A 13,135-nucleotide genomic window follows, 5' to 3' on the forward strand; every position below is an offset into this window, starting at 1 on the left:
TTATATAAACTAGTTGGGTTTTTTATTATATTCAAGTGTAAGGAAGTCATGACATGGATAAAGATATAGAGTATATTGAACAATTGTTATTTCAAAACTCATCTCAAATTGATGATTTGAGACCGTATGCTGCTCAACATAATGTCCCAATTATGGATAAGATATCGACCGAATTTGTAAAACAAATTATTAGAATAAAAGAAGCTAAAAATATTTTAGAAATTGGTACAGCTATTGGATATAGTGCAATGCATTTCGCTTCATGTCATAACGATATTAAAGTTTGGACTATTGAAAGAAATGAAGAAATGTATGAGCTAGCTGCTCGCAATATAAAACAATATGGTTTTGAAAATCAAGTTCATCCCATTTTCGCTGATGCTTTAAAAGCAGAAAAATTCATTCCAAATGAAATTAAATTTGATATGATATTTATTGATGCAGCTAAGGCTCAATCACAAAAGTTTTTCGAGCTATATGAGCCATTTTTAAAAAATGATGGGGTCATTATTACTGATAATATTTTATATCATGGATTTGTAAGTGATATCGATATTGTTAGAAGTAGAAATGTAAGACAAATGGTTAAAAAAGTTAAAAATTATAATGAGTGGTTAATAAATCGCAAAGACTATAAAACAACTTTAATGAACGTAGGAGATGGCATAGCTATTTCTAAAAAGGAGTTAGAAGTATGACAGAATTACTAGTTACGCCTAAGTCAATCAACCACATTGAGACTTTAATTGAATTAGGTGCAGATGCGTTTGTCATTGGTGAAGAAAAATTTGGCTTAAGACTAGCAGGAGAATTTAAAGAACCCGAATTACGTGAGGCTATTAAAATTATTCATGAACATGGTAAAAAAGCATATGTAGCTGTAAATGCTATTTTTCATAATGAACATATAGCTGATCTAGAAGCATATATTGATTTATTACATGAATTAAACGTTGACCGCATTATTTTTGGAGATCCTGCAGTATTGATGGCAGTAAAAGAACAAGAGAACCCAATACCTTTAAATTGGAATGCTGAAACTATTGTCACAAATCATTTCCAATGTAATTATTGGGGAGAACGCGGTGCTAATAGAGCAGTTCTTGCACGTGAACTAAGCATAGAAGAAGTAATCGAAATAAAGAAAAACAGCAATGTGGAAATAGAAGTGCAAGTTCATGGAATGACATGTATGTTCCAATCTAAACGTAAACTGCTAGGTAATTACTTTATGTATCAAGATAAAGTAATGAAGATAGAAAACAGAAAAGAAAATAAAGATATGCTATTGTATGATGAAGCACGAAGTAATAAATATCCAATTTATGAAGATAGCAATGGTACGCATATTATGAGCCCTAATGATATTTGTTTAATTGAAGATTTAGAAGAGCTATTAGAAGCAAATATTGACAGTTTAAAAATTGATGGTGTTTTACAAACAGAAGAATATATAAATGTAGCTACAGAGCAGTATAGACAAGCCATCGATTTATATAACGAAGACCCAGAATTGTATGAAGATGAAAAATTTATGTTATTAGAGCCTATTGAAGATGTTCAAAAAGATCATCGTCCAATGGATCAAGGTTTCTTATTTAAACAAACAGTTTACTAAGTTAGATTAAAGGAATGATTAAAATGAAAGTATTAGAACCTATTGGCGCTAGTCGTAAATCAAAATTGAAAAAACCAGAATTACTAGCACCTGCAGGCAATTTAGAAAAATTAAAAATTGCTGTCCATTATGGTGCAGACGCTGTCTTTTTAGGTGGACAAGAATATGGGTTGAGATCTAATGCTGATAATTTCACTATGGAAGAGATAGCTGAAGGTGTTCAGTTTGCTGATAAATATGGTGCCAAAATATACGTTACGACAAACATATTTGCTCATGATGAAAATATTCCAGGCTTGGAAGATTACTTAAAAGGATTAAGTAATACAGGTGCTCATGGCATAATAGTTGCCGATCCACTTATTATTGAAACATGTAAACGTGTTGCGCCTAATTTAGAAATTCATTTAAGTACACAACAGTCATTATCTAATTATCGCGCTGTTCAATATTGGAAAGAAGAAGGCTTAGAAAGAGTAGTGTTAGCTCGTGAAACTAGTGCTGAAGAAATGCGTGAAATGAAAGAAAAAGTAGATATTGAAATAGAAACTTTCATCCACGGTGCTATGTGTATTGCATACTCTGGCAGATGTACATTAAGCAATCATATGACAGCGAGAGACTCAAATAGAGGTGGTTGTTGTCAAAGTTGCCGTTGGGATTATGATTTAATAACAGTTGAAGAAGATGGCGAATTAGAGCCTTATTTTGGCGGTGAAGATACTACACCGTTTGCAATGAGTCCAAAAGACTTGAAATTAATCGAATCTATACCTAAAATGATGGACATCGGTATTGATTCTTTAAAAATTGAAGGTCGTATGAAATCTATGCACTATATCGCAACAGTTGTATCCGTTTATAGAAAAGTTATCGATAGCTACGCTGAAGATCCAGAGAACTTTAAAATTGATCCAGAATGGTTAGTTGAACTTGATAAATGTGCTAATAGAGATACAGCTCCAGCATTCTTTGAAGGTGTCCCTCATTTTGAAGAGCAAATGTTTGGCCGCGAAGCAAATAAAAAAACACCTTTTGATTTTTGTGGTTTAGTGATAGACTATGACCCAGAATCACAAATTGCAACTATTCAACAAAGAAATTATTTTAAGCCTGGTCAGAAAATTGAATTCTTTGGACCTGAAATTGATAATTTCACACAAGTTATTGATAAAATATATGACGAAGATGGCGTGGAATTAGATGCAGCGAGACATCCACTACAAATAATACAAATTAAAGTGGATCATCCAATATACCCAAATAATATGATGAGAAAGGGATTAGTTTGATGGGAAAGACAACAATAATAGGTATTGCAGGGGGTTCTGGTTCAGGGAAAACTTCTGTAACATCCGAGATAATGAAAGATTTAGATGGATATAGTGTTGCTTTAATTGAACAAGATTACTATTATAAAGATCAATCACATATGTCTTTTGAAGATAGGTTGAAGACAAATTATGATCATCCATTTGCTTTCGATAACGAAAGGTTAGTGAATGATTTAAAAAATCTTAAAGAGGGAAATGTAATTGAAGTTCCAACTTATGATTATTCAAATCATACTAGAAGTGATAAGACAATTAGGTTCGAACCTAAAGACGTAATTATACTTGAAGGTATATTCGCTTTAGAAAATGAAGATTTAAGAGATTTGATGGATGTTAAGATTTATGTTGATACTGACGCTGATCTTAGAATACTTCGACGTTTAACGAGAGATATTAAAGAGCGTGGACGTACAATGGATTCAGTAATAGATCAATACCTATCAGTTGTTAGACCTATGCATATTCAATTTATAGAACCTACAAAAAAATATGCAGACATCATTATCCCTGAAGGTGGTAGTAATAAGGTTGCAATAGACATCATGACGACTAAGATTCAATCATTAGTCCAAAATATCTAAATAATTACAAAGTAAAGGAAGATGGAAGAATGGAAACACAAAAAGAATTTCCTATGACACAGGAAGGTTTTGAAAAATTAGAACAAGAATTAGAAGAATTAAAAACAGTTAAACGACCAGAAGTCGTTGAAAAAATAAAAGTTGCTCGTAGCTTTGGTGACTTATCTGAGAACTCAGAATACGATGCAGCAAAAGATGAGCAAGGCTTTATTGAACAAGAAATTCAAAAAATAGAAAATATGATTCGTCACGCTCAAATTATCGAAGATAATGGCGCTAAAAATGAAATTCAAATTGGTAGAACAGTTACTTTTACAGAAATACCAGGCGACGAAGAAGAAAGCTACAAAATAGTAGGTTCAGCTGAAGCAGACCCATTTGAAGGTAAAATTTCTAACGAATCTCCAATTGCTAAAGCATTAATAGGTAAAAAATTAAATCAAGAAGTAAATGTTCCATTACCAAATGGTAATGAAATGAAAGTTAAAATAGTAAAAATAGACTAAATATTTTTACAAAATATAAAAAGGCTGTTTACGCATTTCCATTAAATGTATAAACAGCCTTTTTGTTTTGATTTAATTCATGTTATTATAGTGAAGTATTAATTTAAATAGTCTGATTATTATGGCTAATAAAAAGGGGTGTAAAATTGAATATAAAAGCGATTAGCGAAACACATTTCATGATTTATGATAAAAATGAAATTAATCCTGATGTAAAAGAAAAAATTTCATTTTTAGCTATGCAACTAGAAGAATTAAATCATCCAGGTGTACTAAGTGTTACAACTTCGTATAATTCTATTATGGTTGAGTTTGATGGTTTGAATTTTACATATGAGCAATTGTTAGAAGACTTGAAATTAAACGAAATAGAAAAAACTAAAAAATCATCTAACCAATCTAAAAAGTGCATTACATTACCAGTTGTTTATGGGGAGCAATATGGACCGGACTTAAATGTAGTTGCAGATCATGCAAATATAACAAAAGAGGATGTTATTAATATTCACACTGGTGGGCAATATTTAATATATGCTATAGGATTTTTACCAGGATTTCCATTTTTAGGTGGATTAGACAAGAAAATACATACACCGAGAAAGGAAACACCGAGAAAGAAAATTGCAGCCGGATCTGTTGGGATTGCTAATAACCAAACTGGTTTATACCCTAAAGAATCTCCAGGGGGATGGCAAATTATCGGTAGGACACCTATAGATGTATTTAATTTAAATCGTAATCCAATGATTTTATATGAAGCTGGAGACTATATTTCTTTTGAATCAATAGACGAAGAAACTTATAACAAAATTGAGAAAGAGATATTAGACGGTACGTATGATTATAATCAGTTAGTTGGTGAAGTGAGATGAAAGTAATAAAACCTGGATTGTTTACAACAGTACAAGATTTAGGTAGGTATAAACATGAAAAAGATGGTTTTTCAGTTGCTGGCGTTATGAATCAATATTTTTATAAATTAGCTACTGCATTGGTAGATAATGAAAATTCAGCTGTGTTAGAAGTTACTTTAAATGGTCCGACATTGAAATTTTCAGAATCAAACATTATTACATTTGTCGCATATGACGCTGAAATATATTTAGATGATTTAACTGTACCGGTAAATACTGCAATTTTTGTAGATAAAGGTCAAGTTTTAAATATTAAGCAAATCACTAAAGGAACAAGAGGATACTTAGCATTTCATAAATTGTTGAATATTGATCCTATTTTAGGTAGTTTATCAACTCATACACGTAGTGGTATAGGTGGGTACAAAGGTAGAACATTAAAGTCTGGTGACACTTTAAGCTTTAAAGATAAAAATTTAAACCAAGACGTCATAGGTAATAAGTTTAATGTTGAAGAAGACGAGGAAAAATATATTATACCAATAATAAAAGGATTACAATTCGACCAGTTTACTGATGCTTCAAAAAGGTTATTAACAGAACAAGTTTATAAGATTTCGGATATGTCAGATAGGATGGGCTATCGAATAATCGGAGAATCTAACTTAGAACATCTGGATAGTGCGGATATTATATCTGAACCAATTGCACCTGGTAGCGTCCAAATACCAAGCAATGGCCAACCTATTATTCTTCTAAACGACAGACAAACAATAGGTGGCTACACTAAGATAGCTACAGTTAGTTTCGTGGGCAGAGAAAGATTGTCTCAATTAAAGGCAAATGATGAAATAACATTTAAATGGATTTCAGTCGAAGAAGCCAATGAATCATACAAAGAATATTCAAACAATGTGAAACGTGATTTAGACCTAATAAAGATTAAAAAATTCAAATCATTAGATTTTATTAGACCTAAATCTAAAAAATTAGGACAATTAATAAAGGGGAAATAAAAATGAGTATAGAAAAAGTAGAACAATTAATCAATTTAATGAAAACGAATGATATTCCTTATATGAAATATAAAGAAGAACAGTTTCAAGTTGAATTAGATTTAAATTCTCATAATTCAGAAGTAGTACAACAACCTAAAGAAACAACTAAACAAAATACTAATGAAGAATCTGAACCAAAATCTATAAATGCTGAAATTATTGGTACTTTTTATCTTCAAGATGAAGAAACGTTATCTAATCCATTAGTTAATATAGGAGATAAAGTAAACAAAGGACAAGTAGTAGGATATATAGAATCGATGAAAGTTCTTAATGAAATAACGAGTGATGAAGATGGCGTTATTGAAGAAATACATATTGACCATGGAGAACCAGTTGAATACGGACAAACAATCTTTACATTAAAGTAAAAAAGGGGAATTGTAATGATTAAACGTTTATTAATAGCTAATAGAGGAGAAATTGCTGTTAGAATTATCAGGACTTGTAGGATGATGAACATCACAACCATAGCTATTTATTCAGAAGCAGATAAAGATAGTTTACATGTACAATTAGCAGATGAAGCGTATTGTATTGGACCCAATCAATCTATAGACAGTTATTTGGATATCGAGCGTATTTTAGAAGCATGTAGAATGAGTAAAGCTGAGGCAATACATCCTGGTTATGGCTTTTTATCTGAATCAACTTCATTTAGAAAAAGAGTAGACGAAGAAAATCTTATATTTGTAGGTCCAAGTTATAACACTATGGATTTGATGGGAGATAAAATTAAAGCTAGAGAAACAATGTATAATGCTGATGTACCAATTATCCCAGGATCTATTGGGGAAGTTACAGATGTCGCTGATGCAAAAAATATAGCTAAAGAAATTAATTATCCATTTGTGATTAAAGCTGCCAGCGGTGGTGGTGGTAAAGGTATTCGAATCGTAAATGATGAAACCGAAGTAGAAAAATATTTTAAAGAAGCACAATCTGAAGGTGAAAAATATTTTAATGATAAACGAGTATATATCGAAGCATTTATAGATAAAGCAAGACATGTGGAAGTACAAGTTTTAGGAAGTAAACATAAAGAAGCTGTCCATTTAGGTGAAAGAGATTGTTCTATACAAAGAAAGAACCAAAAATTAATAGAAGAAGCACCTTGTGCGGCCTTAGACAAAGACACACGAGATTCACTACATGAAGATGCTGTAAAAGCTGCATTAGCTTGTGATTATGAAGGGGCAGGAACAATTGAATTTTTATTGACAGATGATGGTTATTATTTCTTAGAAATGAATACAAGAATTCAAGTAGAACATACTGTCACAGAACTATTAACTGATATTGATTTAATTAAACAACAGATATTAATGGCTAATGGTGAACATTTAAAAATCAAACAAGAAGATATTAATTTTATTGGACATGTTATTGAATGTCGAATTAATGCAGAGGATCCTGAGAAGAAATTTAGACCGGCTGCTGGTAAAGTGAATGCGCTTCACTTACCTAATGGATTTAATACAAGAATAGATAGCATGTTATATAATGGCTATGAAATACCGCCTTATTATGATTCATTAGTTGCTAAAATACTTGTTAAAGGGGCTAATCGTCAAGAAGCTATAGAAAAAATGAAAGGTACGCTTGAAGAAACTGTAATAGAAGGATTTCCTACTACATTAGACTTCTTGTATCGAGTCTTAAGTTATCAACCATACATAGACAATGATATAACAATTAAATTCTTACATGAACATAAAATAGTATAAAGGAGATGGGAATCATGCAAGTTGATTTAAATTGTGATTTAGGTGAAAGTTTTGGTAATTATAAATTAGGTGATGATGAGACGATATTACCTTTAATAACTTCAGCAAACGTAGCATGTGGTTTTCACGCAGGTGATCAACATGTTATGAATCAAACAGTTGAAATTGCTAAACAACATAATATTCATATCGGTGCACATCCGGGCTACCAAGATTTAATAGGGTTTGGAAGAAGAAATATTGATGTAACACCGCAAGAAGTATATGATTTGATTATTTATCAATTAGGTGCACTGTCAGCATTTTGTAAAATACATGATACAAAACTTTATCATGTAAAACCTCATGGCGCTTTGTACCAAATGGGTGCTAGGGATTCAAAGATAGCTGATGCTATTGTTAAGGCTGTAAAAGACTTTGATGACCAGTTATTTCTCGTAGGATTGTCTAACAGTGAACTTATTAAATCTTGTAAGCGTCTTGATCTTAAATATAAAAGTGAAGTTTTTGCTGATAGAGCTTATGAAGACGATGCACAGTTGGTTTCTAGAAAGAAAGAAGGTGCTCTAATAACCGATACACAACAAGCGGTTAATCAAGTATTAAAAATGGTAAAAGAATCGAAAGTAACATCTATAAACGGTAAAGAAATAGATATAGAAGCAGATACAATTTGTGTTCATGGTGATGGTGAACATGCTTTAAATTTTGTAAAAGAAATAATAAAGCAATTTAAATCTGAAGGTATTGAGATTAAAGCGTTAAACTAGGAGGAATGTACATGAAAGAACAAAAGGGGTATGATGATTTAAGCAAGCCATTTGAATATACTAATAAACATCGTAGAATACTATGGGGTGCCGTATTCTTGATGGCCACATCTTCTATTGGCCCAGCATTTTTAACACAAACGGCAGTATTCACAGAACAGTTTATGGCTAGTTTTGCTTTTGCTATTTTAGCATCTATTATTATAGACATAGGTGCTCAAATTAATATATGGCGAGTAATTACAGTAGTCGGTAAAGGCGGCCAAGATATTGCTAATGATGTATTCAAAGGTTTAGGTACATTTATTGCGGTATTAATTGCTATTGGTGGACTTGCATTTAACATTGGTAACGTAGCAGGTGCAGGTCTAGGTTTAAATGCAATTTTTGGTATTGATGTACGGATAGGTGCCGGTATAACTGGTGTATTAGCAATATTAATATTTATTGTTAGAAATGCACAGAAAGTTGTAGACATTATTACACAAATACTAGGTGTTCTAATGATAGCAATTGTTGCTTATGTTATGGTTTTAACAAAACCGCCTGTAATGGAAGCAGCTCAAAAAATGATAGTGCCAGATGATATTAACAAACTGATAGTACCGATTATTACATTAGTTGGTGGTACAGTAGGTGGTTATATTACATTTGCTGGAGCACATAGATTACTCGAGGCCGGTATAACTGGTAAGCATTACATTCCTTTTGTTAACAGAGCTGCAATTTCAGGTATTTTAACAACAGGCGTAATGAGAACATTTTTATTTCTAGCTGTTTTAGGTGTTGTAGTCACTGGATTTACACTTAATCCAGATAACCCTCCAGCATCGGTATTTGAACATGTCCTAGGGCCAGTTGGCAAACAAGTTTTTGGAGTTGTATTATTTGCAGCGGCTTTATCGTCAGTTATTGGTTGTGCTTATACAAGTACTACTTTTATACAATCGCTACATCCATCAATTAAAAACCATAAAAACTTAGTAATTATATTATTTATTGTAATTTCTTCTATTATTTTCTTAACGATTGGTAAACCAGTTAAGCTATTAATAATTGCAGGTGCTATGAATGGATTAATATTACCAGTTACTTTAGGAACAATCTTAATAGCGTCTCGTAAAAAGAGTATTGTTGGAGATTATAGACATCCAACTTGGATGCTTGTAATAGGTGTAATAGCTGTATTAACAACATTGATAGCAGGTGTCTTATCTTTACAAGGTCTACAAGATTTATGGAATAATTAAATTTATATCTATAATTAAGTCTATTATGTTAATATATATAAGAATGAACATGATGGAGTGATTTAACATGATAGGTATTATTGGAGCAATGGAAGAAGAAGTTGAAATATTAAAATCCGCTATAGAAAATAAAGAAACAATTAAAAAAGCACATATTATATTCTATAAAGGACATTTAGAAGGAAAAGAAATAGTTCTTGCACAAAGTGGTATTGGTAAAGTTAACGCAGCAATTACTACCGCTTTAATGATTAATGATTTTAAACCAGATCTAATTATTAACACTGGTTCAGCTGGAGCTATTGATCCTAATTTAAATATAGGTGACATTATTATAAGTAATAAAGTTTACTATCATGATGTAAATGCTACTGCATTTGGGTATAAAATGGGACAAGTTCCTGGTATGCCTGAATCTTATACGATAGAAAATCATTTAATTAAAAGTGCGCGTTCAACAATTGAAGAATTAGAATTAAACGGAGTTGTTGGAGAAGTTGCAACAGCTGATAGTTTTATTGGTTCTTTAGAACAAAGAAAAGTAATAAAAGAAACATTCCCTACAGCTAGTGTCGTTGAAATGGAAGCTGGCGCTATTGCGCAAACTTGTTATCAATATGAAGTTCCGATTATAGTAACAAGAGCAGTTTCAGATTTAGCTGATAAAGAATCAGATGTGACTTTTGATGAATTCTTAAAAGTTGCTTGCGTGAACTCAAGTAAAATTGTAAAATTATTATTAAATAGAGTGGCATAAGGAGGCAGTAAAATGTTAATATTAATGGCTATCGCTGTCATTGCTACAGCACTTGTTGGATTTGTAATTTATGCGAATACAGATGTTGAAAAATCTTCTGACCGTGAAATTACAGAATAATATTGAGTGTTGCAAATCTTTAAAGGTTTGCAACACTTTTATTTTGTTTTATGTAAAAGAAATTTAAGTTATTTTTATGTTAGAATAAGAAATAATATAGAGGTGTAAACATGGGTATATTTACAAAATATTTTTTACCAAATGAATATGTAGAATCAATTTATCATATTCGTCCAGAGCATTTAAAAAGTAAAGGCATTAAAGCTATTATTACAGATTTAGATAACACTTTAGTTGGTTGGGATGTTAAAGATCCAACAGATGATGTGAGAAATTGGTTTGAACGAATGAAAGAAAATGATATTACTGTAACGATTGTTTCTAATAACGGTCAAAAGCGTGTAGAATCATTTTCAAAAACATTAAACATTGATTTTATATTTAAAGCTCGTAAGCCAAGAGGTAAAGCGTTTAGACAAGCTTCTCATCTTATGAATGTACAAAAATCAGAAGTGGTTGTAATAGGCGATCAAATGTTAACAGATGTATTTGGAGGCAACCGAAATGGTTTATATACAATTATGGTTGTTCCTGTGAAAAAAACAGACGGTTTAATTACTAAATTTAATCGATTAATAGAAAGAAGATTATTAAATCGTTTCAAAAGAAAAGGTTTAATTAATTGGGAGGAATAAATTTGACAGAAACAGCAAAATGTATTGGTTGTGGGGCAACATTACAATCAGAATACCCGAACGAAGCGGGTTACGTTCCAAAATCCAGCTTGAATAAAGAAGATGTAATTTGTAAAAGGTGTTTCAGACTAAAAAATTATAATGAAGTACAAGATGTAGATTTAACAAGTGATGATTTTTTAAATATGTTGAAATCACTTCATAATGAAGATGGTTTGATTGTAAACGTAGTGGACGTATTTGATTTGGAAGGTTCAATGATACATCGACTAAAGGATATTGTAGGAAAGAAAAAAGTGATTTTAGTTGCAAACAAGATGGATATTTTACCAAAAGCCATTAATAAAAAGAGAGTAGAAATATGGCTGAGACAAAGAGCGAAAGATTATGGTTTAAATCCTGACAAAGTTGTACTTATTTCTGCCGCTAAAAATCAAGGAATTGATGAACTATTAGGCACAATAGAAGAAATCAGAGATAGAAAAGATGTCTTTGTTGTAGGTACGACAAACGTAGGTAAATCTACGCTTATAAATCGTTTGATTGAAAAGAGTGTTGGAGAAAAAGATGTTATCACAACAAGTCATTTTCCAGGTACAACTTTAGATATGATAGATATACCTTTAGATGATGATTCTTATATGTTCGATACACCTGGAATTATCCAAAGTCATCAAATGACTCATTATGTTACAGATAAAGAATTAAAAGTAATAATGCCGAAAAAAGAAATTAAACCTAAAGTTTATCAATTGAATGAAGAACAATCTTTATTCTTAGGTGGGCTAGTAAGAGTTGATTATAAAAAAGGTGGACGTCGTTCATTAACTTGTTTCATTTCAAATGATTTGAATATTCATAGAACAAAGCTAGAAAATGCTGATGATCTATGGGAACGCCAAATTGGGGAATTATTAAAACCACCATATTCTAAAGAAAATTTTAATTTTAATAATTTGAAAAACAATGAAATATTTGTTAAAGATGAAAGACGTGATATTATGATTTCTGGGTTAGGCTTTATTACAGTGGACGAAGGCGCAGAAATAAACGTAATAGCACCTAAAGAGGTAGAGGTTACATCAAGAAAATCAATTTTATAAGAGGTGAGCGACATGAAATTTGCAGTTATAGGACATCCAATAGGACATTCTCTTTCTCCAATTATGCATTTAAATAACTTTGAAGCGTTAGAAAGAGATGATGAATATATAGCACTTGATATAGACCCTAAACATATGCAGCATATAAGAGATATCATAAAAGAAAAAGAACTTGATGGATTTAATATTACGATTCCACATAAAGAAACGATTATTCCATACTTAGATGAAATTTCTACAAATGCTGAGCATATAGGAGCTGTTAATACTGTTCATATAGATGGTGATAAATGGACAGGTTATAATACAGATGGTATTGGATTTGTTAAAGGTTTACTAGATAATTATGGTTCTATAGCAGGCAAAAATATACTTGTACTAGGTGCTGGCGGTGCAAGTAAAGGCATAGTCGCTGAAATGATGAAGTATACTGAAAGGAAAATTTCTGTAGCAAATCGCAGTCTTGAAAGATTTGAAAATTGGAATTTAGATATTAATCAGTATCAATTAGATAAAATAAAGCCTATTTTGAACGAATTCGATATTATTATTAATACGACACCAGTTGGTATGAATGAATCATCGGATGAACTCATTATACCTATAGAAGAAATTCACGCAAATGCTTTAGTCTGTGATATTATTTATATCCCAGACAAAACACCACTTTTACGAGCATGTGAAAGTAGAGGATTAACTATATATAATGGTTTAGATATGTTTATATACCAAGGTGCAGAAAGTTTTAAAATATGGACAGGTGAAACTGCGGATATAAAAGCAATGAAAAATAAAGTTATAGAAGAACTTAAAAGGAGATAA

Annotated in this window: 15 protein-coding genes; all 15 read left to right on the forward strand. The window is 31.4% G+C overall.

The genetic code is table 11. From position 1 onward, the window contains the following. Positions 1-53 precede the first annotated feature (53 nt). Positions 54-698 (forward strand): O-methyltransferase, encoded by a 645-nt coding sequence (locus LQ688_RS01405; RefSeq protein WP_064204508.1) that lies wholly within the window; start codon positions 54-56, stop codon positions 696-698. Beyond that, positions 695-1,618 carry a peptidase U32 family protein gene (locus LQ688_RS01410; protein ID WP_239752556.1) on the forward strand — a complete coding sequence of 308 codons (924 nt, stop codon included), beginning with the start codon at positions 695-697 and terminating at the stop codon, positions 1,616-1,618. The genes LQ688_RS01405 and LQ688_RS01410 overlap by 4 nt, the downstream gene beginning before the upstream one ends. A 23-nt stretch (positions 1,619-1,641) precedes the next feature. After that, the gene (locus LQ688_RS01415; RefSeq protein ID WP_070045751.1) at positions 1,642-2,910 is read left to right on the forward strand and encodes a peptidase U32 family protein; all 1,269 of its coding nucleotides are present in this window, start codon (positions 1,642-1,644) and stop codon (positions 2,908-2,910) included. Beyond that, positions 2,910-3,533, forward strand: a complete 624-nt coding sequence (udk, locus tag LQ688_RS01420; protein ID WP_016998522.1) for a uridine kinase — start codon at positions 2,910-2,912, stop codon at positions 3,531-3,533. The genes LQ688_RS01415 and udk overlap by 1 nt, the downstream gene beginning before the upstream one ends. Before the next feature lie 29 nt (positions 3,534-3,562). Beyond that, a complete protein-coding gene (gene greA / locus LQ688_RS01425; RefSeq protein ID WP_016998523.1) occupies positions 3,563-4,039 on the forward strand; it encodes a transcription elongation factor GreA in 477 nt (158 codons plus the stop codon). Positions 4,040-4,185: 146 nt separating this feature from the next. Further along, positions 4,186-4,911 (forward strand): 5-oxoprolinase subunit PxpB, encoded by a 726-nt coding sequence (pxpB, locus tag LQ688_RS01430; RefSeq protein WP_082894574.1) that lies wholly within the window; start codon positions 4,186-4,188, stop codon positions 4,909-4,911. After that, positions 4,908-5,909 carry a 5-oxoprolinase subunit C family protein gene (locus tag LQ688_RS01435; protein ID WP_218688393.1) on the forward strand — a complete coding sequence of 334 codons (1,002 nt, stop codon included), beginning with the start codon at positions 4,908-4,910 and terminating at the stop codon, positions 5,907-5,909. The genes pxpB and LQ688_RS01435 overlap by 4 nt, the downstream gene beginning before the upstream one ends. 2 nt (positions 5,910-5,911) lie before the next feature. Next, the gene (locus tag LQ688_RS01440; protein WP_064211028.1) at positions 5,912-6,322 is read left to right on the forward strand and encodes an acetyl-CoA carboxylase biotin carboxyl carrier protein; all 411 of its coding nucleotides are present in this window, start codon (positions 5,912-5,914) and stop codon (positions 6,320-6,322) included. A 15-nt stretch (positions 6,323-6,337) separates the two neighbouring features. After that, positions 6,338-7,678, forward strand: a complete 1,341-nt coding sequence (locus tag LQ688_RS01445; RefSeq protein WP_239752557.1) for an acetyl-CoA carboxylase biotin carboxylase subunit — start codon at positions 6,338-6,340, stop codon at positions 7,676-7,678. 14 nt (positions 7,679-7,692) lie between these two features. Continuing rightward, the gene (gene pxpA, locus LQ688_RS01450) at positions 7,693-8,448 is read left to right on the forward strand and encodes a 5-oxoprolinase subunit PxpA (RefSeq protein WP_237687870.1); all 756 of its coding nucleotides are present in this window, start codon (positions 7,693-7,695) and stop codon (positions 8,446-8,448) included. An 11-nt stretch (positions 8,449-8,459) separates the two neighbouring features. Further along, on the forward strand, positions 8,460-9,698 hold the full coding sequence (locus LQ688_RS01455) for an NRAMP family divalent metal transporter (RefSeq protein ID WP_016998532.1): 1,239 nt from the start codon (positions 8,460-8,462) through the stop codon (positions 9,696-9,698). 67 nt (positions 9,699-9,765) lie between these two features. Then, positions 9,766-10,455: a 5'-methylthioadenosine/adenosylhomocysteine nucleosidase gene (locus tag LQ688_RS01460; RefSeq protein WP_239752558.1), complete on the forward strand. Its 690-nt coding sequence runs from the start codon at positions 9,766-9,768 to the stop codon at positions 10,453-10,455. Between the two features lie 230 nt (positions 10,456-10,685). Then, positions 10,686-11,210, forward strand: a complete 525-nt coding sequence (locus tag LQ688_RS01465) for a YqeG family HAD IIIA-type phosphatase (RefSeq protein ID WP_016998538.1) — start codon at positions 10,686-10,688, stop codon at positions 11,208-11,210. A 2-nt stretch (positions 11,211-11,212) separates the two neighbouring features. After that, positions 11,213-12,313: a ribosome biogenesis GTPase YqeH gene (gene yqeH / locus LQ688_RS01470; protein ID WP_239752559.1), complete on the forward strand. Its 1,101-nt coding sequence runs from the start codon at positions 11,213-11,215 to the stop codon at positions 12,311-12,313. A 12-nt stretch (positions 12,314-12,325) separates the two neighbouring features. Continuing rightward, a complete protein-coding gene (gene aroE, locus LQ688_RS01475) occupies positions 12,326-13,135 on the forward strand; it encodes a shikimate dehydrogenase (protein ID WP_016998542.1) in 810 nt (269 codons plus the stop codon).

The sequence above is a fragment of the Mammaliicoccus sp. J-M40 genome (assembly GCF_022386395.1).
In the GTDB taxonomy this organism is placed as follows: Bacteria; Bacillota; Bacilli; order Staphylococcales; family Staphylococcaceae; genus Mammaliicoccus; species Mammaliicoccus lentus.